At 72.1% G+C, this 20892-nt stretch carries 18 protein-coding genes; 7 read left to right on the top strand and 11 right to left on the bottom strand.

Annotated features, from left to right (window positions below):
• The first annotated feature begins 122 nt into the window (after window positions 1-122).
• Window positions 123-1352: a cytochrome P450 gene (locus tag V6V89_RS18290; RefSeq protein ID WP_334620356.1), complete on the top strand. Its 1230-nt coding sequence runs from the start codon at window positions 123-125 to the stop codon at window positions 1350-1352.
• Window positions 1353-1395: 43 nt separating this feature from the next.
• Here V6V89_RS18290 and V6V89_RS18285 read toward each other — a convergent pair whose 3' ends face one another.
• The 4 genes from V6V89_RS18285 to V6V89_RS18270 are packed head-to-tail and all read right to left on the bottom strand — an operon-like array spanning window position 1396 to window position 6194.
• Complete coding sequence (locus V6V89_RS18285; protein WP_334620355.1) at window positions 1396-3039, bottom strand: GMC oxidoreductase; 1644 nt, start codon at window positions 3037-3039, stop codon at window positions 1396-1398.
• A 12-nt stretch (window positions 3040-3051) separates the two neighbouring features.
• The gene (locus V6V89_RS18280; RefSeq protein ID WP_334620354.1) at window positions 3052-4206 is read right to left on the bottom strand and encodes a thiolase domain-containing protein; all 1155 of its coding nucleotides are present in this window, start codon (window positions 4204-4206) and stop codon (window positions 3052-3054) included.
• Window positions 4203-5258 carry a thiolase domain-containing protein gene (locus V6V89_RS18275; protein WP_334620352.1) on the bottom strand — a complete coding sequence of 352 codons (1056 nt, stop codon included), beginning with the start codon at window positions 5256-5258 and terminating at the stop codon, window positions 4203-4205. The genes V6V89_RS18280 and V6V89_RS18275 overlap by 4 nt, the downstream gene beginning before the upstream one ends.
• A 9-nt stretch (window positions 5259-5267) precedes the next feature.
• Window positions 5268-6194, bottom strand: coding sequence for a Zn-ribbon domain-containing OB-fold protein (locus V6V89_RS18270; RefSeq protein WP_334620417.1), 927 nt, complete (start codon window positions 6192-6194; stop codon window positions 5268-5270).
• A 112-nt stretch (window positions 6195-6306) separates the two neighbouring features.
• Between V6V89_RS18270 and V6V89_RS18265 the strand changes: the two genes are divergently transcribed.
• Window positions 6307-7854, top strand: a complete 1548-nt coding sequence (locus V6V89_RS18265; protein ID WP_334620351.1) for an acyl-CoA synthetase — start codon at window positions 6307-6309, stop codon at window positions 7852-7854.
• Here the strand turns inward: V6V89_RS18265 and V6V89_RS18260 are convergent.
• The gene (locus V6V89_RS18260; RefSeq protein ID WP_334620350.1) at window positions 7851-8645 is read right to left on the bottom strand and encodes a crotonase/enoyl-CoA hydratase family protein; all 795 of its coding nucleotides are present in this window, start codon (window positions 8643-8645) and stop codon (window positions 7851-7853) included. The two genes, V6V89_RS18265 and V6V89_RS18260, sit on opposite strands and share 4 nt — an antisense overlap.
• 63 nt (window positions 8646-8708) lie before the next feature.
• Here V6V89_RS18260 and V6V89_RS18255 point away from each other — a divergent pair, with 63 nt between their 5' ends.
• Together V6V89_RS18255 and V6V89_RS18250 are read left to right on the top strand one after the other, a co-directional pair.
• On the top strand, window positions 8709-10298 hold the full coding sequence (locus tag V6V89_RS18255) for an acyl-CoA synthetase (RefSeq protein WP_334620349.1): 1590 nt from the start codon (window positions 8709-8711) through the stop codon (window positions 10296-10298).
• Between the two features lie 16 nt (window positions 10299-10314).
• Window positions 10315-11406: an NAD(P)H-dependent flavin oxidoreductase gene (locus tag V6V89_RS18250; protein WP_334620348.1), complete on the top strand. Its 1092-nt coding sequence runs from the start codon at window positions 10315-10317 to the stop codon at window positions 11404-11406.
• Between the two features lie 323 nt (window positions 11407-11729).
• On the opposite strand, the gene V6V89_RS18245 is transcribed toward V6V89_RS18250, so the two are convergent.
• Both V6V89_RS18245 and V6V89_RS18240 read right to left on the bottom strand, forming a co-directional pair.
• Window positions 11730-12830, bottom strand: a complete 1101-nt coding sequence (locus V6V89_RS18245) for an acyl-CoA dehydrogenase family protein (RefSeq protein ID WP_334620347.1) — start codon at window positions 12828-12830, stop codon at window positions 11730-11732.
• Window positions 12831-12842: 12 nt separating this feature from the next.
• Complete coding sequence (locus V6V89_RS18240; protein WP_442935166.1) at window positions 12843-14072, bottom strand: acyl-CoA dehydrogenase family protein; 1230 nt, start codon at window positions 14070-14072, stop codon at window positions 12843-12845.
• Here V6V89_RS18240 and V6V89_RS18235 point away from each other — a divergent pair.
• A complete protein-coding gene (locus V6V89_RS18235) occupies window positions 14042-15193 on the top strand; it encodes an acetyl-CoA C-acetyltransferase (RefSeq protein ID WP_334620345.1) in 1152 nt (383 codons plus the stop codon). The two genes, V6V89_RS18240 and V6V89_RS18235, sit on opposite strands and share 31 nt — an antisense overlap.
• On the opposite strand, the gene V6V89_RS18230 is transcribed toward V6V89_RS18235, so the two are convergent.
• The 4 genes from V6V89_RS18230 to V6V89_RS18215 are packed head-to-tail and all read right to left on the bottom strand — an operon-like array spanning window position 15177 to window position 18518.
• Complete coding sequence (locus tag V6V89_RS18230; RefSeq protein WP_334620344.1) at window positions 15177-16220, bottom strand: NAD(P)H-dependent flavin oxidoreductase; 1044 nt, start codon at window positions 16218-16220, stop codon at window positions 15177-15179. The two genes, V6V89_RS18235 and V6V89_RS18230, sit on opposite strands and share 17 nt — an antisense overlap.
• Entirely contained in the window at window positions 16217-16930 is a 714-nt protein-coding gene (locus V6V89_RS18225) for a CoA-transferase subunit beta (protein WP_334620343.1), read from the bottom strand. The genes V6V89_RS18230 and V6V89_RS18225 overlap by 4 nt, the downstream gene beginning before the upstream one ends.
• Complete coding sequence (locus tag V6V89_RS18220; protein WP_334620342.1) at window positions 16927-17769, bottom strand: CoA transferase subunit A; 843 nt, start codon at window positions 17767-17769, stop codon at window positions 16927-16929. Before V6V89_RS18220 ends, V6V89_RS18225 begins: the two co-directional genes overlap by 4 nt.
• A complete protein-coding gene (locus tag V6V89_RS18215) occupies window positions 17769-18518 on the bottom strand; it encodes an enoyl-CoA hydratase family protein (RefSeq protein ID WP_334620341.1) in 750 nt (249 codons plus the stop codon). The genes V6V89_RS18220 and V6V89_RS18215 overlap by 1 nt, the downstream gene beginning before the upstream one ends.
• A gap of 41 nt (window positions 18519-18559) precedes the next feature.
• Between V6V89_RS18215 and V6V89_RS18210 the strand changes: the two genes are divergently transcribed.
• Together V6V89_RS18210 and V6V89_RS18205 are read left to right on the top strand one after the other, a co-directional pair.
• A complete protein-coding gene (locus tag V6V89_RS18210; RefSeq protein WP_334620340.1) occupies window positions 18560-19336 on the top strand; it encodes an SDR family oxidoreductase in 777 nt (258 codons plus the stop codon).
• 45 nt (window positions 19337-19381) lie between these two features.
• Window positions 19382-20890, top strand: coding sequence for an aldehyde dehydrogenase family protein (locus V6V89_RS18205; RefSeq protein WP_334620339.1), 1509 nt, complete (start codon window positions 19382-19384; stop codon window positions 20888-20890).
• The last annotated feature ends 2 nt before the right edge of the window (window positions 20891-20892 follow it).

Below are 20892 nucleotides of genomic sequence, written 5' to 3'. Positions count from 1 at the left end.
CGCCTCCTCATGCTAGAACGCGTTCTTATATTTAGCATGCAGCCGCTTCAAGCGCGAGACTTCCTGTGCTTGAATGAGACTAGAACCTGTTTCTGTAGCGACCTCCTTCTGTAGGAGCAGCCGTGGGCGACCCGCGCATTCCCCCAGGATTCGACTTCACCGACCCCGACGTGCTGCACCAACGGATACCGCACGAGGAGTTCGCCGAGCTGCGGCGCACCGCCCCTGTCTGGTGGAACAGTCAACGCCACGGCAGCGCGGGCTTCGACGACGACGGCTACTGGGTGGTGACCCGGCACGCCGACGTCATGGAGGTGTCGCGCGACAGCGAGACGTACTCCTCCTGGGAGAACACCGCCATCGTGCGCTTCCGCGAAGGCACCACCCGCGACCAGATCGAGATGCAGCGGTTCGTCATGCTCAACATCGACCCGCCGCACCACACCCAGCTGCGCGCGATCGTCTCGCGCGGCTTCACCCCGCGCGCCATCAACGCGCTGCGCGCCGCGCTCGCCGACCGCTCCGAGCGGATCGTGCGCGAGGCCACCGCGCGAGGCAGCGGCGACTTCGTCACCGACATCGCCTGCGAGCTGCCGCTGCAGGCGATCGCCGAGCTGCTCGGCATTCCGCAGGAGGACCGGCGGCAGATCTTCGACTGGTCCAACGACATGATCGGGTACGACGACCCGGAGTACAGCGGCACCGACCCGCTGGTGGCGGCGACCGAGCTGCTCGCGTACGCGATGAAGCTCGCCGAACAGCGCCAGCAGGAGCCGCGCGACGACATCGTCACCAAGCTCGTCAATGCTGAGATCGATGGCGGGCAGCTGTCGTCGGACGAGTTCGGGTTCTTCGTGCTGATGCTGGCCGTCGCCGGCAACGAGACCACCCGCAACGCGATCTCGCACGGGATGAACGCGTTCCTCGACCACCCCGACCAGTGGGAGCTGTACAAGGCGACCCGCCCCAGGACGGCGGTCGACGAAATCATCCGGTGGGGCACGCCGGTGAACGTCTTCCAGCGCACCGCGACCAGGGACACCCAGCTCGGCGGGCAGGACATCAAGGCCGGGCAACGGGTGGCGATCTTCTACGGCTCGGCGAACTTCGACGACGAGGTGTTCGAGGAGCCGCATCGGTTCGACGTCAACCGCAGCCCCAACCCGCACCTGGGGTTCGGCGGCAGCGGCGCGCACTACTGCCTGGGCGCCAACCTCGCCCGCCTGGAGATCGAGCTGATCTTCAACGCGATCGCCGACCAGATGCCCGACATCCGCCGGCTCGAAGGCGCCCAACGCTTGCGCTCGGGCTGGCTCAACGGCATCAAGGAGCTGCGCGTCCAGTACGCGTAACGCGCGTTCCGCGCGGCCGCGCCCCGCCCGCGGCCGCGCGGAGTCACGCGTGGGACGCTACGAACTCGTCGAGGCAGCGTTCGGCGTTCGCGGTGATGGTCAGGGCGGGATTGGCCAGGGCCGCCGAGCCGGGCAGGACCGAGCCGTCCACGCAGAACAGGTTCGAGTACCCGGCGACCTTGCCGGCGAAGTCGGTGGCCTGGCCCATGACCATGCCACCCAGCGGATGCCAGGTGTTCGCCGATCCCAGCCCCATGCCCGTGCCGCGGTCGTAGTCGGGCAGGCCGTTGAACAGATACCCGTACCGGCCCTCCGTGCGCCACCACAGCCGCGTCACCAGGTCGCGCCCGGCCTTCTCCGATGACGTCTCCATCACCCCGTACGGCCAGTACACCTTGCCCGCCCCGGTCGCCGCGTCGTACCGGATCTCGCCGCGCTCGGACGCGATGCTCGTCACGAGGTGCGCGGTAGTCTGCCCGAGCCACGCCGGGACGGGCGCGCTCTCCCACGCCATCGAGGCGGTCGCGTACGGGTTGGCGTCGTCGATGAACTTGACGTTGCCCGGACCGCCCTGCGCGGACCCGACGTTCTTGCGCAGGTTGAGGCGCGCGACGAGGAAGTCGCCGTTGTTGCCCCAGCCCTTGCCGACCCGCGCGTTGGTCAGGCGCGGCAGCTTGCCCCGTTGTCGTGAGGCCACCAGCAACGAGGTGGTGCCTACTGAGCCGGCGGCCAGGAAGAGATAGTCGCAGGCGAGGGTCTTGGTGGCCAGCACGGTGCCGTACTCGTCGATCTGCTTGCACGCCACCTCGAACCTGTCCTGCCCGGACACCTCGCGCACCTCGGTCACCTCGTGTAGCGGTAGCACGCTGACGTTGCCGGTGGCGGTCGCCCACCGCAGGTAATTGCGGTCGACGCTGTTCTTGGCGCCGGAGTTGCTGCCGAACGGCCCTTCGCCGATCGTGTGGCAGGCGGGGGCCCGCCCGGCCAGCTCGGCTCGGATCACGTCCCAGTCGACCGCGAACGGTATCTGCACCGGGTTCTGCCCGAACTCCGCGATGTACCCCAGCCAGGCCCGTGCGGCGGCGAACGACGACGCGTTCTGCACGTCCGTCGGGATGGTGGCGGCGCGCAGGTTCTGCCGGGCGCGCGGCCAGTACACGCTGTCCATCTCGGAGTAGTCGACGCTCAGCGGGTACACCTTGAGCCAGTCGGCGCGGCGGGGCTGCGGCAGGAACGCGCCGATGACGAGCGACCCACCGCCCACACCGGAGCCGCTGAGCACCTTGATGCCGTCGCCGGCGTGGGTGGCGATGAGCCCGGCGCGGCGTTCGACGCGCTTGGTGGTGTCGAGGCCGAGCGGTGGCCGGTCGCTGAACCACGCGCACCGCCAGTCCGGGTTGGTCACGGTGCAGAACGTGTTGCCGGAGCCGTCGACGTCCCACCGCCGGCCGCGCTCCAGGACGGTCGTGACGAGACCGGCCTGACCGAGCCGGTACGCCGCCACCGCACCGCCGAACCCGCTGCCGATGACGATCGCCGTCTTGCCCGCCAGGCTGGGCACCACGCCGTACGAGGCGAGCGCCTGTTCCCGACCCAGTACCCCGCTGGCGACTGCCGCTCCCGCTCCCACAGCGGTGACGCGTAGCAGGCTCCGCCTACTGACTTCCGCAGGCCGAGTCACTTCCATAGTGGACCCCTTTCAGACCGGGGCGGTGCCCACCACCCACATGGCGAAGAACTGGGAACCCCCGCCGTACGCGTGCCCGAGTGCGGTGCGGGCGCCCTCCACCTGATGTTCGCCGGCGCGTCCCATCACCTGCATCGCGGCCTCCGCGAACCGCAGCAGCCCGGACGCGCCGATCGGGTTGGAGCACATGACGCCGCCGGACGGATTCACCGGCAGCGCCCCGTCGAGGCCGGTCTCGCCGGCCTCGGTGAGCTTCCAGCCCTCGCCGGGCGCGGTGAAGCCGAGGTTTTCCAACCACATCGGCTCGAACCACGAAAACGGCACGTAGATCTCGGCGGCGTCCACCTGCTCCAGCGGGTCGGTGATGCCGGCCGCGCGCCACAGTGCCCGAGCGGCCTCGTATCCGGCGCGCGGATTGACGTGGTCCTTGCCGGCGAAGTACGTCGGCTCGGTGCGCATCGCGGTCGCGCGGATCCAGGCGACCTGGCGGTCGCTGGCCTCGGCGGCCGCCTCGTCGCCGATGACGATCGCGCACGCGCCGTCGGACGACGGGCACGTCTCGTCGTACCGGATGGGATCCCACAGCATCGGCGAGGCGTTGACCGACTCCAGCGTGATGCCGGGCTGGCGCAGGTGCGCGTAGGGATTGAGCGCGCCGTTGCGCCGGTCCTTGACCGCCACCATCGCGCCGACGTGGGGTGGCGCGCCGGAGCGCCGGATGTAGGAGCGGATGTGCGGAGCGAAGTAGCCGCCCGCGCCGGCGCCGACCGGCATCGTGAACGGCGGCTGGATCGACAGCGCCCACATGGCGTTCGATTCGGACTGCTTCTCGAACGCGACCGCCAGCACCCGGCGGTGCACGCCGGCCTGGACCAGCTGGCTGGCCACGATGGCGGTCGATCCGCCCACCGATCCGGCGGTGTGCACGCGCAGCAGCGGCCGGCCGGTGGCGCCGAGGGCATCGGCGAGGAACAGCTCGGGCATCATCACGCCCTCGAACAGATCCGGTGCCTTGCCGAGGACAACAGCGTCCACGTCGGACCAGTCGGTGCCCGCGTCGGCGAGCGCCCGGTCGATGGCCTCCCGGCACAGGCCGGCCATCGACACGTCGGTGCGCCGGGTGCGATGCTCGGTCTGCCCGGTGCCTAGCACGGCCGCCCTGTTCACGCACCCTCCATCACGCACACGAGGTTCTGCTGCAGCGCCGGGCCGCTGGTGGCGTGCCCGGCCACCCGGTCCGCCCGCCCCGACATCACGTACTGGGCCGCGAGGCCGATCCGGGACAGCCCGGCGGAGAACATCGGGTTTCCACAGAGGACGCCGCCGGACTGGTTGACGCGTACCCGGTCGTCGATCCCCAGCGCGGCCGACAGCAGGATCTCCTGGTGGCTGAACGGCGCGTGCAGCTCGACGGCGTCCACGTCGTCGCCGCGCAGCCCGGCCGCGGTGGCGGCCGCGGTGGCCGACGGCACGGCCGTGAGGTCGCGCACGCCGAGCGCGGGGGAGTCCACATTGTGCGCGAAGCCGGTGATCCAGGCCGGTCGAGCGCAGAGCCGCCGCGCCTCGTCACCCGCGGCCAACACGACCGCGGCGGCGCCGTCGCCGACCGGCGCGCAGTCGTGCGCCCGTAGCGGATCGGCGACATAGGGCGCGGCGAGCAGGTCGTCGGCGCTGTCCCTTCCGGACACCTGCGCCTTTGGGTTGCCCAGCGCCGCGGTGCGGCTGCGGGCCGCGACCACCGCCAGGTCCCTCTCCGTGTACCGGCCGGCGTCGAGCCCGGCGCGGGCCTGGAGCGCGGCGATGCTCACCGAGTCGGGCCACAGTGGCGCGTGCAGGTATGGGTCCAGCTGGAGTGCCAGTACCCGGCGCAGCTCGCCGGCCGACGACTTGCCAAAGCCGTACACCAGCGCGGTGCGCGCCTCCCCGGTCAGGAGCTTGACGTACGCCTCGTACAGCGCCCACGCCGCGTCCATCTCCACATGCGACTCGGCGACCGGCGGGTACGCGCCGATCGCGTCGACCGCGTTGACGAACGAGAACGCCCGGCCGGCCAGGTAGTCGGAGGAGCCCGAGCACCAGAAGTCGATGTCCTGCTTGGACAGCCCGGTCGCGCCGAGCACCTCCTGAAACACCGGCACGAGCGTCTCGACCCCGCTGGTCGTACCGGCGGACGGCAGGCACGGCGACTGCGCGAACCCGACAACGGCCACGTCAATCATTTGCGCCCCTCACAAGTGTTGGGCGTACGAGTCGAACGGCGCGTCAGGCTCGCCGCTCGGCTGGAAGTGGTCGATGTTCTGCGGCGTGGTGCCCCACTGCTCGCGCGGCCGCCACACCGCCGCCACCCGCATGCCCATGCGTACCTCGTCGGGGCGGCAGCCGAGGATGAGGTGCTGCATCGGGATGTCGGCGCCGTCGAGCAGCACGTACGCGACCACGTAGGGCGGGGCGATGCGCTGGCCCGGGAACGGCACGTTGACGACGCAGAACGTGGTGACCGTGCCGCGGTCGGGCAGTTCGACGTCGTCCACCGTGGGCACGCCGCACGTCGGGCAGGCGCCCCTCGGCGGCACGTACACCTTGCCGCAGGCCGGGCAGCGCTGACCGATCACCTTGCCCTCGGCCAGCCCGCGCAGGTACCGGCTCTCCTCGGTCGAGGTGGTGTGCTGGTACCGCAGGTGGATCGGCGTCGTCATGCTCGTCACGGATTCGACGCCGGACCGCGCCGGGGCAGGGGCCGCACCTCCGACTGGCTCGAAGCAGGCGATGTCGCGGATGTGGCCGACCGGCTCCGGTGCCCAGCGCACCTGGACCCGCATCCCGGTGCGCATCTGGTCCCTGCTGCCCGCGTCGACGGCGTGCAGCATCGCGGTGTCGGCGCCGTCGAGCCGGATCAGCGCCCATCCGAACGGCCGGTCGAGCGGCTGCCCGTCGAGCGGCCGGTCCAGCCAGGTCCAGGTGACCACGGTGCCGGCCGTGCCGACCTCGACCAGTTCGGTCAGCGGCGCGTAGGTCACCGGGTCGTACTCCAGCGGCGGCGCGTGCACCCGGCCGTCGGACCCGCGACAGCCCAGGATGCGGCGCTCGGCGAGAGCAGTCATGAAGCGGCTCAGCACCGGCCCGAGCGACCGGGTGTAGTCGAAGCCGATCTGCATCGGCGCGCTCAGCACGCTCTCCACGGAGCTAGTGAAACACGTTCTAAATCCGGGGGCAATACTGTTGCCAACGGCGCTTCCGCGCACCTGTAACGCGTTATACAGTGCTGGCGTGACCGGCATCGGGCTGTGGAACATCGCCAAGCACTCGCCGTCGCGCACCGCCGCCGTCGGGCCGGACGGGCGCGTCGTCACCTACGCCGAGTTGGCCGCCGAGGCCGACCGGATCGGCCGCGGGCTCCAGGCCGCCGGCCTGCGCCCCGGAGACAGCGTCGCCATGCTGCTGCCCAACTCCGTCGAGCTGCTCGCCGTCTACTTCGCCACCCTTCAGACCGGGCTGTACGTGGTGCCGCTCAACTGGCACCTGGTCGCGGCGGAGCTCGCCTACATCCTGCGCGACAGCGAGGCGAAGGCGTTCGTGGCGCACGAGCGGTTCGCGGGCGCGGCGGTGGAGGCCGCGGACGCGGCCGGCATCCCGCTCGCGGCGCGCTACGCGGTGGGAGAGGTGGCGGGCTTCGGCCCGCTTGCGGACCTCGGCGCGGGCGGCGACGGTCGTCCTGCGGAGCGCACGTCCGGCGGGCCTATGGTCTACACGTCGGGTACCTCCGGCCGGCCGAAGGGCGTGCGAAGGCCGCTCACCGGAACCGATCCGGACGAGGTAATGCCTGTCGCGGTGTGGTTCTTCGGGCTGTTCGGGCTGCGACCGTTCGACGACCACGTGCACCTGTGCGGCTCACCGCTCTACCACACGGCTGTGCTCAACTTCGCCGGCATCTCGATCCAGTTCGGACACGCGGTCGTCGTCATGGACCGCTGGGATCCGGAAGAGATGCTCCGCCTCATCGAGCGGCACCGGGTCACGCACAGCCACATGGTGCCCACCCAGTTCCGGCGGCTGCTGGCGCTGCCCGAGCCGGTGCGCAAGGCGTACGACATGTCGTCGCTGCGGGTGATGATCCATGGCGCCGCGCCGTGCCCGCAGGAGGTCAAGCGGCGGATGCTGGAGTGGTGGGGGCCGGTCGTGGTGGAGTACTACGCGGCCTCCGAGGGCGGCGGCGCGCTCATCACGGCGCAGGAGTGGCTGGCTCGGCCGGGCTCGGTGGGCAAGGCGTGGCCGGGGTCCACTGTGCGCATTCTCGACGAGCGCGGCGACGACCTGCCGGTGGGGGAGCCCGGCCAGGTGTACCTCCAGATGGGCGACGCCACGTTCGAGTACCACGGCGACGCGGAGAAGACCCGGGCCTCGCGGATGGGCAAGCTCTTCACGGTCGGCGACATCGGGTACCTGGACGCCGACGGCTACCTGTTCCTGTGCGACCGCCGCAGCGACATGATCATCTCCGGTGGTGTGAACATCTATCCGGCCGAGATCGAGTCCGAGCTCGCCTGTCACCCCAAAGTGGACGACGTGGCGGTCTTCGGCATCCCGCACGACGAGTGGGGCGAGGAGGTCAAGGCCGTCGTGCAGCCGGTGCCCGGCGTGGCGCCCGGCCCGGAGCTGACGGCGGAGCTGCTGGAGTTTCTCGCCGGGCGGCTGGCGCGGTTCAAGCTGCCGCGCAGCGTCGACTACGTAGACGAGCTGCCCCGCGACCCGAACGGCAAGCTCTACAAGCGACACCTTCGCGACCCGTACTGGGCGGGCCGCGAGAAGGCGATCTAGGCCCCGCGGAAGGACGGCTTGCGCTTTTCGGCGAACGCGCGCGGGCCCTCCTTGGCGTCCTGGCTCATGAAGACCTCGACGCCCAGCCGGGTCTCGACGGTGAACGCCTCGTTTTCCGGCATGCCCTCGGTCTCCCGCATGGTACGCAGGATCGCCTGGACGGCCAGGGGGCCGTTCGCGGCGATCAGCCCGGCCAGTTCGAGCGCCTTCGCCAGTGCCTGCCCGTCCGGCACGACATGGCCGATCAGCCCGACCTCGCGCGCCTCGGCGGCCGTCAGGTGCCGGCCGGTCAGCAGGATGTCGGCGGCCACCGTGTACGGAATCTGGCGCGGCAGCCGCACCGCCGACCCGCCGAGCGGGAAGAGCCCCCACCGCGCCTCCGACACCCCGAACCGGGCGCTCTCGCCGGCCACCCGCACGTCGGTCGCCTGGAGGATCTCGGTGCCGCCCGCGATGGCCGGCCCTTCGACGGCGGCGATCAGCGGCTTGCTCAGCCGCCGCCCCTTGAGCAGCGAGTCGATGCGCGTGAGGTCGGTGCCGTTGCCCCGCTTGAACCCGTCGCCCGGATGCTCGCCGGACATCGCCTTGAGGTCGGCGCCCGCGCAGAACGCCCCGCCGGCCCCGGTCAGCACAGCTACCCGGATCTCCGGATCGCTGTCGACCGTGTCCCAAGCCTCGCGCATGATGGCCATCATCTGGGCGGAGAGCGCGTTGCGCGCGTGCGGGCGGTTCATCGTCACGATCAGGACGTGGCCGCGCCGCTCGACGAGGGCATGGGGGTCGGATTCCACGCGGGTCTCCTTGAGTGTGCCGAGGGCCTTGCCCAGGACGATAACACGTTCTACTTTCTAGTGATGGTGGCCAACATAGCCGACCTCTTCGAGCATGCCGTCGACGCGTTTCCCGATCGCGTCGCGGTGGCCTGCGGCGAGCGTGCGGTGACCTACGCCGAGCTGGAGGACCACGCCAACCGCTTGGCCCATTTTCTCAGTGATCGCGGTGTCGGTCCGGGTGTGCATGTGGGCGTCTACGCGCGCAACTCGATCGAGGCGGTGGAGACCATGATCGCGGTGTACAAGCTGCGCGCGGTCGTCATCAACGTCAACTACCGGTACGTCGAGAACGAGTTGCAGTATCTCTTCACGGACGCGGACGTCGTCGCGCTGGTGCACGACCGCCGGTACGCGGACAAGGTGGCGGCCGTGCTGCCCAGTACCCCCGGCGTCACGACGGCCATCGCGCTCCCCGACGAGAGCGACGCCGATCTTTCTGCCTTCAGCGGGGTGTCCTTTGAGGACGCTCTCGCCGCCGGCTCGCCGGCGCGCGACTTCGGCGAGCGCGCCGGCGACGACATCTACATGCTCTACACCGGCGGCACCACCGGGTACCCGAAGGGCGTGATCTGGCGCCACGAGGACGTCTGGCGCGTGCTCGGCGGCGGCATCGACTTCGTCTCCGGCATCCCGGTGGAGGACGAGTGGGCGCAGTCCAAGCGCGGCCTGGAGATGGGCGGCATGAGCCGGCTGTGCCTGGCGCCTCTCATCCACGGCAACGCCCAGTGGGCCGCGCTCGCCGCACTGTTCGCCGGCGACACCGTCGTGCTGGTGCCGCAGTTCGACGCCGACGAGATCTGGCGGGTCATCGAGCGCCACAAGGTGAACGTCGTCGTGCTCATCGGCGACGCGATGGCCCGCCCGATCATCGAGGCATACCTCGCCGGCAGCTACGACGCCTCGTCGCTGGTCGCCATCTCCAGCAGCGCCTCGCTCTTCTCGCCATCGGTGAAGCGGCAGTACATCGAGGCGCTGCCGAACGTCGTCATCACCGACTCGATCGGGTCGTCGGAGACCGGGTTCGCGGGCATCGGGTTCGTCAACGCCGACGCCGGAGGCTCCGACGGGCCACGCGTGTTCCCCGGCCCGATGACGATCGTCATCGACGAGTACGGCAAGAAGGCCGCGCCGGGCGTCGTCGGCCGGCTCGCGCGCGGCGGACACGTGCCGCTCGGGTACTACAAGGACCCGGACAAGACCGCGCGCCTGCTGACCGAGGTCGACGGCGTGCGGTACTCGATGCCCGGCGACTTCGCGCGCCTTGAGGAGGACGGCACCATCACACTGCTCGGCCGCGGCAACACGTGCGTCAACACCGGCGGGGAGAAGGTCTTCCCCGAGGAGGTCGAGGGGGCCCTCAAGGCGCACCCGGACGTGTTCGACGCGCTCGTCATCGGTGTACCCGACGAGCGGCTCGGCCAGAAGGTGGCCGCGATCGTGCAGCCGCGCGAGGGCCGTGACGTCGACCTGACCGCCCTGGAGGCCCACCTGCGGACGCTCGTCGCCGGCTACAAGGTGCCGCGGTCGGTGTGGGTGGTCGACCAGATCGGCCGCACGCCCGCCGGCAAGGCCGACTACCGCTGGGCACACAAGTACGCCGCGGAACACTGACCCGGGAGGCTCCACCTTGCACACCGCCCTGTGTGACCTGCTCGGCATCGAGCACCCGATCGCCGGCTTCAGCCCGTCCGAGCACGTCGTGGCCGCGATCAGCCGGGCCGGCGGGTTCGGCGTGCTCGGCTGCGTGCGCTTCAACGACGCCGACAAGCTCGACGCCGTACTGTCCTGGCTGGACACCGAGACCGACGGCCGGCCGTACGGCGTCGACGTCGTCATGCCCACGCACGGGCCGGCCGAGGGCAAGCAGGTCGACCTGGACAAGCTGATCCCCGAAGGGCACCGCGACTTCGTCCAGCGCACGCTGCTGAAGCTCGGCGTGCCGCCGCTGGCCGACGGCGAGTCCACGGGCGACGGCGTGCTCGGCTGGCTGCACTCCGTCGCCCGGTCACACGTCGAGGTGGCGCTGGCCCACCCGGTACGCCTCATCGCCAACGCCCTCGGCCCGCCACCGCCCGACGTCATCGCGTCGGCGCACGAGCGCGGCCTGCTCGTCGCCGCCCTCGCCGGGCGGGCCACGCACGCCCGCAGCCACGTGGCGAGCGGCGTCGACATCGTGGTGGCGCAGGGGTACGAAGCCGGCGGGCACACCGGCGAGATCGCCAGCATGGTGCTGGTGCCCGAGGTGGTCGACGCCGTCGGCGAGGGCGTGCCGGTCCTCGCCGCCGGCGGCATCGGCTCCGGCCGGCAGATCGCGGCGGCGCTGGCGCTCGGCGCGACCGGGGTGTGGATGGGATCGTGCTGGCTGGGCACGGAGGAGTACCAGGCTCAGCCGGCGCTGCGGCAGGCACTGCTCGACGCGACGTCCGCCGACACGGTGCGCAGCCGGGTGTACTCCGGCAAGCCGGCCCGCCTGCTGCGCAACCGCTGGACCGAGGCGTGGAGCGAGCCCGACGCGCCCGCGCCGCTGCCGATGCCCTTGCAGAACCTGCTGGTGAGCGACGCGCACAACCGCCTGATGCGCGCCGGCGATCCAACGGTCGTCCCGATGCCGGTAGGCCAGATCGTCGGCCGCATGAACGAGGTCCGCCCGGTAGCCCAGGTGATGTCGACGTTGGTGACCGAGGCCACCGACACCCTAAAACGCCTAGCCGCCCTATAACCCTCACACTTCACATCGCCCCCGCTTCGCCCGCCGCCCCCGCCCCGCGCTCCCCGCGCCCGCCCCGCGCTCCCCGCGCCCGCCCCGCGGGCGCCTCTCCCCGCCGATCAAGGGCAAACGCACGTGCTTTGATCTCCGATCCGCGTGCGTTTGCCCTTGATCGATGAGAACGCCCTTGATCGCGGACGCCGCTGCCGGGCGGCGCCCGCGCGTGGGTGACGCCGGGCGCGGGCGCCGTCGCGCGTGGGTGGCGTCGCGCGTGGGTGCGCCGGGCGCGTCGCGCGTGGGCGGCGCGCCCGGGGTGGGCGGCGCCGGTGGTGGCGCTACGTCGTGAGGGTGGCGCCCAGGGCGCGGAGGTGGTCGGTCGCGCCGCCGAGGGTGAACTCGTGGTACTTCGCCGCGAGGAAGTAGCGGTGCAGGGGCGCGTCGAGGTCGAGGCCGACGCCGCCGTGCACGTGCACCGCCGCGTGTGCCACGCGATGCCCGCCGTCCGCCGCCCAGAACTTGGCGGTGGCGATCTCGGCCTCGCACGGCAGGTCCTCGCTGAGCCGCCACGCCGCCTGCCACATCGTCAGCCGGATCGCCTCCACGTCGATGTAGGCGTCGGCGAGCCGCTGCGCGACCGCCTGGAAGCTGCCAATCGGCCGTCCGAACTGGACGCGCGTGCCCGCGTACTCCGCCGTCATCTCCAGGGCTCGCTCGGTCACACCGAGCTGCGCCGCGCAGGCGCCGACCGTGGCGTGCGCCCGCGACCACGCCCCGACCGCGCCGCCGGCGGGACCCACGTCGGCCGCCGCGACGCCGGTCGGGTCGGCAGCGGTCGCCCCGACCGGCGACGTGGACTCCGGTGGCGGCCCGAGGAGACGGTCATCCGCGAGCGAAACCGCGTCGAGGGTGAGCCAGCCGGCGCCGGGGCCGCCGAGCACCTCCTGGGGCTCCACCGTGACGCCGGGGTCGCCGGGCTCGACGAGGAAGACGGCGGCTCCGGCCGGTACCAGGAACAAGCCGGCCGTCGGCGCGGCCGGCACCGCCGTCGCGGCGCCGCTCACGACCCAGCGCCCGCCCTCCCGAGAGGCCCGGAACGGGTCGGCGGCCTCCAACGCCGCCGTCAGTGTGCGCGAACCCCGACCCGCGGGCACGGCCCACCGCTCCACCTGTTCGTCGGTGCCGAACCGCGCGATCGCGCCCGCCGCCGTCGCTATCGAGGGCAGGTATGGCAGCGCGGCGGCGGCGCGGCCCAGCTCGACGAGGACCGAGGCGCGTTCGAGGACCCCGTATCCGTCGCCGCCGGCCCTCAACGGGAGCGCCGCGGCGAGCACGCCGGCCCGCGCGAGGTCGAGCCACGGGTCAGCGGTGCAGTCGGCGAGGATCTCGCGGGTCAGCTTGGCGAGGTCGCGTTGCGCGTCGGTCGGCGTGAAGTCCACTGTGTACCTCCCCTAGCGCCGGGCGGCCGGCAGGCCGAGGCCGGCGGCGGCGATGATGTCGCGCTGTACCTCGTTGGTGCCGCCGCCGAACGTGAGGATCAGCGACGTGCGGTGCAGGCGTTCGACCCGACCGCGCAGCAGCGCGCCGCGCGAGCCCTCCCGCACGTACGCGTTGGCGCCGAGCACCTCCATCAGCAGCCGGTACGCCTCGATGGCGAACTCGGTGCCGAAGACCTTGCTGGCCGAGGCGGTGGCAGGGCCGGGACCGTCGGCGGTGGACGAGGCGACCCGCCAGTTGAGCAGCTTGAGGAACTCCGTCTTGGCGTGCACCCGTGCCAGGTGCACCTGGACCCACTCCTGGTCGGCGACGCGCCGGCCGTCGGGCAAGGCGGTGGCGCGCGCCCAGTCGCACACCTCGGCAAGCGCGGTGCGCAGCGGGGCGGCGGAGGTGAGGGCGATCCGTTCGTGGTTGAGCTGGTTGGTGATCAGCGACCAGCCCTCGTTTTCGGTGCCGATGAGCGCGGAGGCCGGCACCCGCACGTCGCTGTAGTACGTCGCGCTGGTGGTGGGGCCGGCGACGGTGCGCACCGGTGTCCAGGAGAAGCCCTCCGCGGCGGTCGGGACGATGAGAATGGACAGCCCCTTGTGGCGAGGTGCGTCCGGATCGGTGCGGCAGGCGAGCCACACATAGTCGGCGTACTGGATGAGGCTGGTCCACATCTTCTGCCCGTTGACGAGGTAGCCGTCAGGGGTGCGGACCGCGCGGGTGCGCAGCGCGGCGAGGTCGGTGCCGGCGTCCGGCTCGGAGTACCCGATCGCGAAGTGGATTTCCCCACCGGCGATCCGGGGCAGGTAGTGTGCGCGCTGCTCGGGTGTGCCGTGCCGCATGATGGTCGGCCCGATGCTGTCGAGGGTCAGGAACGGCACCGGCACACCGGCGATGGCCGCCTCGTCCATGAAGATGAGCTGTTCGAGTCGCGACCGCCCACCGCCGCCGTACTCCGCCGGCCAGCCGAGGGCGAGCCAGCCGTCCCGGCCGAGCCGCCGCACCACCTCGCGGTAGGCGGTGCCGTCGCCGTAGTCGCCTCCCGGCCCGGCGAGCGCGTCGCGCAGCTCCGGGGTCATCAGGCCGGCGAAGTAGGCCCGCAGCTCGGTGCGCAGCTGCTCCTGCTCGGGTGTGTAAGCGATGTGCACCCTGCTAATGTTAGAACGTGTTCTACTCCGGTGGGAGGGCTGAGGCATACATCGTCGGCGCGGTCCGCACGCCGACCGGCCGGCGCGGCGGCGGGCTCTCCGCGGCGCACCCGGCGGACCTGGGCGGGCACGTCATCGCGGCGCTGCTCGACCGCGTGGGCGCCGACCCGGCGGCGGTCGACGACGTGGTGTTCGGCTGCGTCGACACGATCGGTCCGCAGTCCGGCGACATCGCCCGCACCTGCTGGCTGGCCGCCGGGCTGCCCGAGCACGTGCCCGGCGTCACCGTCGACCGGCAGTGCGGCTCGGCGCAGCAGGCTGTGCACTTCGCCGCGCAGGCGGTGATGAGCGGCACCGCCGACCTGGTGGTGGCGGGCGGCGTGCAAAACATGAGCCAGGTCCCCATAGCGAGCGCGATGGCACCGAGCGGCCCGTATGCGGGATCGGCCGGCTGGGAGGCGCGCTACGGCGACCAGGAGGTCTCGCAGTTCCGTAGCGCGGATCTGATCGCCGCGAAGTGGGGCATCGACCGCGAGGAGCTGGAGGCGTACGCGCTCGGCAGTCACCAGCGGGCGGTACGCGCGCTCGACGAGGGCCGGTTCGCGGCCGAGACCGTGCCGTATGGACAGTGCACGGTGGACGAGGGCCCTCGACGCGACACGTCGGCGGAGAAGCTGGCGTCGCTGGCGCCGCTGCGGCCCGGCGGGGTGACCACCGCCGCCCTGTCCAGCCAGATCGCCGACGGCGCCAGCGCGGTGCTGGTGGCCTCCGAGGCGGCGCTGCGCGAGCACGGGCTGCGGCCGCGCGCCAGGGTGCACCACCTCAGCGCCCGCGGCGACGACCCGGTGCTGATGCTCACCGCGCCCATCCCGGCGACCGCGCGGGCCCTGCGAAAGACGGGCCTGCGCCTCGACGACATCGACCTCATCGAGATCAACGAGGCGTTCGCGAGCGTGGTGCTGGCGTGGCAGCGGGAGCTGGGCGCCGACCTCGGCCGCGTCAACGTCAACGGCGGGGCGATCGCGCTCGGCCACCCGCTCGGCTCGACCGGCACCCGGCTGCTCACCACGCTGCTGCACGAGCTGGAGCGCACGGGCGGGCGGTACGGCCTGCAGACCATGTGCGAGGGAGGCGGTCAGGCCAACGTCACCGTCATCGAACGGCTGTGAGCCGGTCGAGGCAGCCTTCGGCCTCCCTGACTATCCGGTCGATCAGCTCGGCGCACGAGGGCAGGTCGTCGATCATCCCGACGACCTGACCGGCCGACATCACGCCGTACTCGGGGCGGCCGTCCACCATGGCCGTCTTGAGCAGCATCGGCGTGTTCGCGGCCATGACGACCTGGCTCCACGACAGGTCACGCCGCGCGTTCCGGCCGGTGCGCAGCAGGTCCCTCCACGACAGCCCGGAAGCCTGCCGGAACGCCGCCGCGTGGCGCAGCGCCCGCGCCAGCCCCGCGACGCGGCCGGACCGTTCGAGCCGGTCGACGAACGGGGTGCGCAGCACGCGGTGCGGCACGCCGTCGACTCGCGTGGTGACCACCGTCCCGGTGAGCGGCGCGTCGAGATACCTCTGCTTGACCTCGCCCGCGACCGGGCTGTCGCTGGTGAGCAGGAACCGGGTGCCCATCGCGATGCCGGCGGCGCCGTACGCCAGGGCGGCGACGAGACCGCGCCCGTCGAAGTAGCCGCCCGCCGCCACGACCGGAACGTCCACTGTGTCGACGACGCGCGGCAGCAGCAGGCTCGTCGGGATCGCGCCGGTGTGCCCGCCGCCCTCGCCGCCCTGCACGACGACGAGGTCGGCGCCCCAGCCGGCCACCTTCTCGGCGTGCCGGGGCGCGCCAACCGACGGCATCGTCAGCACTCCGCCGTCGACGCAGCGCTGGATCAGCTCGCGGGTGGGCGCCAGCGCGAACGACGCCACCGGCACGCGTTCGGTCACGAGCAGGTCGATCCGCTCGGCCGCGTCGGGGGCGTCGGCGCGCAGGTTCACCCCGAACGGCGCGTCCGTGCGCTCACGCACCTCGCGGATCGCGGTGCGCAGCTGGTCGAGGCTCATCGTCGCGGACGCGATGACGCCGAGCCCGCCGGCCCGCGAGGTCGCCGCCGCCAGTTTCGCGCCGGCGACGTAGCCCATCCCTGCCTGGACGATCGGGTGCCGGATGCCGAGCAGGTCGGTGAGGCGGGTTTTCACGGGACCTCCCGCTCCCGCCGCTTGTCGGGGTCGAGGCGGTCGCGGATCAGGGCCAGCTCCGCGGCGGTCGGCAGGCGGGTCTCGGGTACGCCGCCGTCCGTGGCCACGAGCGGGAATCCGGTGGCCGCCACGACGTCCGATACGGACACTCCCGGGTGGACCGAGCGCAGCCGCATGGCCCGGCCGGGTGTGTCGAAGTCCAGTACCGCCAGGTTGGTGACCACCACGCGGATCTCGTGGAACCGCCCGCCGGGCCGGTCGTACCCGACCCCGCAGACCATGTCGACCCGCTCCACGAAGACTCTGGGGGAGTGGCGCGGCACCCAGTAGCTGGTTGGGTGGTTGACGGTGTTGCCGGGTGCGCCGCGCACCCCGAGCAGCTGCGAGCGCGGCCGCGCCCAGTCGCCGACGCAGGAGATGTTCTGGTTGCCGTACCGGTCGAGCTGGCTGGCGCCCATCATGACGTGCCGGGTGCCGGCGGCGACCACGCCGAAGACCGCCCGATACGGCAGCCAGCCCTCCACGGTGTCGCCGGTCATGAGGTACGCCTCGCCGTCACTGAGCACCAGATCAGGTGCGAACGTGTGCCGGGCCAGCTCGGCACCGAGCCGCGGTATCACTCCCATCGGGCTGGCCAGGATCTCCCCGTCGCCCCGCCATGCCTCCGCGCACGCGACCACGCACACCTCCGCCCGCGTGACCGCGCTCACGCGATCGCCGCCTGGTACGCGGATTCGTCGCCGTCCAGATAGGTGGCGCGGAAGCGGGACCACTCGTCGGGGTCGGCGGCGGCTTTGGCGTACGCGCGCTGGAAGGCCTCGTCGCGGTCGTAGTCGGGCACGCAGCTGGTGAAGTGCGCGCCGCGCGGGGTTTCCACGACGCCGTCGACCATCATCCGGTTGACCAGCAGGCTGGGTGGCGGCCCGCCGGACAGCAGCTCCTTGGTGTCCACCAGCCGCTCGCACGTCAGGTACCGCCGCGTGGCCGCCTGGCAGAACAGGTCGTCGAAGTACGGGTCGGGACCAAGGTACTGGCCGTTGCCGTACCGGTCGGCCCGGTTGAGGTGGATGAGCGCCGCGTCGAGCCTGAGCGCCGGCATGGCGACCAGTTCCTCACCGTCCTCATAGGGCGACCGGACGGTGCGCAGCGACGGGTTGACCCGCAGCACGTCGGAGCCGAGCCCGGCCCGGATCGGCAGGAACGGCAGGCGGTTGGCGGCGGCGAGCAGGCCCCAGTACAGCATGCCCTCGTCGACCTCGGTCAGTTCGAGCGTGCCCTCGTGCCGGGCGCGGCGGAAGTGCGGCTCCAGTGGGACGCTGTCGAGCGACACGAATCCGGTCACGAGCCGCCGGATCCGGCCGTACGCGGCGAGCAGGCCGACGTCCGGGCCGCCGTACGAGACGACGGTCAGGTCGGTCACGTCGCTGCGCAGGATCGCCCGGACGAGGGCCATGGGCTTGCGCCGCGAGCCCCAGCCGCCGATGCCGATCGTCATGCCGGAGCGCAGCTCGCCCACCACGTCCGCGAGCGACATCACCTTTCCACTCATCACCCACCCCGCTCGTCGACGAACCGCTGCCGCGCCCGGTCGGCCACCCCGTCGAGGTTCAGCTCGAACGTGAAGCCCTGCTCGTACCGGTACGAGCGCTTGACGTCGACCGGGTCGATGCCGTTGAGCGACTGTTTGGCCGCCCGGATGACGGCCGGGTCCTTGGCGGCGATCTCGGCGGCCACCGCCCGTGCCACCGCGCGCAGGCCGCCGGGCGGCACCACCTCCAGTACGGAGCCGAAGCGGTGCAGCTGCGCCGCCGTGGCCGTGCGGCAGGTGTAAACCATCGCCCGCATCAGGTGGTGCGGCACCAGCCGCGCCAGATGGGTGGCCGCGCCGAGCGCGCCGCGGTCCACTTCGGGCAGTCCGAACGTGGCGTTGTCGGCGGCGACCACGATGTCGGCGTTGCCGGCCAGGCCGACCCCGCCGCCGAGGCAGAACCCGTGCACCGCCGCGATAACCGGCACCGGGCAGTCGTACACGGCGGCGAAGGCCGCGAAGCAGCCCCTGTTCGCCTCGATGAGCGCGGTGTGGCCGGGGGTGCGCTGCATCTCCTTGATGTCCACGCCCGCGCAGAAGCCGCGCCCCTCGGCGGCGAGCACGACGGCCCGCACCGAACGGTCGGCTCCGGCCGCCGACAGCGCGTCGGCGAGCGCGTGCCAGCCCTTCGCGGGCAGCGCGTTGACGGGCGGGAAGTCGATGGTGATTTCGGCGATCCCGTCGCCGGCGACGTGGACCTGGATGCCCATCGGGCAAGACTAACCTAGCGTTTGCTTGGTACGGTAGGGGCGTGTCGAACCCCCTGGATTTCGCTGGTCGTGCTGTGTTGGTCACCGGTGGCACCCGGGGGATAGGGGCGGGGATCGCGGCGCACTTCCTCGCCGCCGGCGCCGACGTTCTCGTGTGCGCGCGTACGGCGCCCCCCGTCGTGCCCGAAGTGGACGGTCGCCGCGCCCGGTTCACCGCCGCCGACGTGCGCGACCCGGAGCAGGCGGCCGCCGCGGTGCGGGCCACGGTCGACGCGTTCGGCCGGCTCGACGCCGTCGTCAACAACGCCGGTGGCGCGCCTTACGCCGACGCGGCCACGGTCTCGCCGCGCTTCCACGCCAAGGTGATCGAGCTGAACCTCATCGCGCCGCTGCACGTCTCGCAGGCGGCATACGCGGTGATGCGCGAGCAGCCCGGCGGCGGCGCGATCGTCATGGTCGGCAGCGTCAGCGGCGTGCGCCCGTCACCCGGCACCGCCGCGTACGGGGCCGCCAAGGCGGGACTGCACCACCTCGCGGCCAGCCTCGCGGTCGAGTGGGCACCGGCGGTGCGGATCAACTCCATCGTGGTCGGCATGATCGCGACCGAGCTGTCCGGCGAGCACTACCCCGACCTCGAGGCGGTGGCGGGCACCGTGCCGCTGGGCCGGCTCGGCACGCCGGACGACGTCGCGGACGCCTGTCTCTTCCTCGCCTCCCCGCTGGCGTCCTATGTCACCGGCGCCGCGCTCACGGTGCACGGCGGTGGCGAGTGGCCCGCGTACCTGAGGGCTCTGGCGGCGGCGCGGCCGCAGGCGTAGTCTGCCCAGGAAAGTAGAACGCGTTCTACTGCGCGGAGGTGGGCAGTGGTGATCTCGATCAAGCCGCGGCGCGACGCGATCGGACTCTCGACGGGGGAGCTGCTCGTCGACGGTGCCTGGCGTCCGGCCCGCGACGGCCTTACGTGGAGCCACATCCACCCAGCATCGGGCGAAGAGGTCGGCCAGTTCGCGGTCGCCGGGCCGGTCGACGTCGACGAGGCCGTGAAGGCGGCCCGTCGCGCGTTCGACGAGGGCCCGTGGCCGCGCACCCGCGCCAAGGAGCGCATCCGCGTGCTGCGCCGGGCCGCCGAGCTCATTCGCGAGCACCACGACGAACTGCTCACGCTGCAGGCGCTCGACAACGGCGTACCGCTCAGCTTCGGCACCACCTACGCGATGTCCGTCGAGTGCGTCGCCGACGTGTTCGACCACCACGCCGGCTGGGTCGACAAGCTCGGCGGCGAGACGCTGCCGGGGTACCAGGGCGGCGACCACCTGGTGATGACGCTGCGCGAGCCCGTCGGCGTGGTCGCCGCGGTCGTGCCGTGGAACGGGCCGCTGCTGCTGTCCGCCCAGAAGGTCGCCCCGGCGCTCGCGGCCGGCTGCACGGTCGTGCTCAAGCCGTCCGAGTACGCGACGTTCTCCGCGCTGCGCCTCGCGAAGCTCCTCGAAGAGGCGGGCGTTCCCGAGGGCGTGCTCAACGTGGTCACCGGCCCTGGCGAGCCCACCGGCGACGCGCTCATCAACCACCCGCTCGTCGACAAGATCACGTTCACCGGGAGCCGCACGGTCGGGCAGCGGGTGATGATCGCCGCCGCCGACGGCATCAAGAGGGTCAGCCTGGAGCTGGGCGGCAAGAGCCCGTCCATCGTGTTCGCCGACGCCGACGTGTACGCCGCGGCGGCCACCACGATGGGCACGGTGACGCTGGGCCTGTCGGGGCAGGCGTGCGTGGCGCAGTCCCGGGCGCTGGTGCACCGCGACGTCTACGACTACTTCCTCGCCGTCGCCGAGGGCATGTCGGCGCTCGTCAACTACGGCGACCCGTTCGACCCGGAGACCACCGCGTCGCCGCTCATCAACCCGCGCCAGCTCGACCGCGTGCTCGGATACATCGAGCGCGGCAAGGAGGAGGGCGCCCGGCTGGTGTGCGGCGGCGAGCGCGTTGACGGCGACCTCGCGTCCGGCAACTTCGTGGCCCCCACGGTATTCGCCGACGTCGACAACCGCGCCACGATCGCCCGTGAGGAGATCTTCGGCCCGGTGCTCGCCGTGGTGCCGTTCACCGACGAGGACGAGGCGATCCGGCTCGCCAACGACACCGAGTACGGGCTCGCGGCCACGGTGTGGACCAGCGACGTGAAGCGCGCGGTGCGCCTGGCCCGCGCGGTCCGCGCCGGCACCGTCGGGATCAACGGGTACCAGTTGGAGCCGCACGTGGCGTTCGGTGGCTTCGGCCGGTCCGGGCTCGGCCGCGAGGGCGGGCGCACCTCGATCGAGGCGTACACGGAGGTCAAGACCGTCCTGGTGCCGACCACCGAGGAGATGATGTAGCG

It is taken from the genome of Micromonospora sp. CPCC 206061, from assembly GCF_036906915.1.
Lineage (GTDB): Bacteria > Actinomycetota > Actinomycetes > Mycobacteriales > Micromonosporaceae > Phytohabitans.
This window is presented reverse-complemented; position numbering and strand designations above follow the sequence as displayed.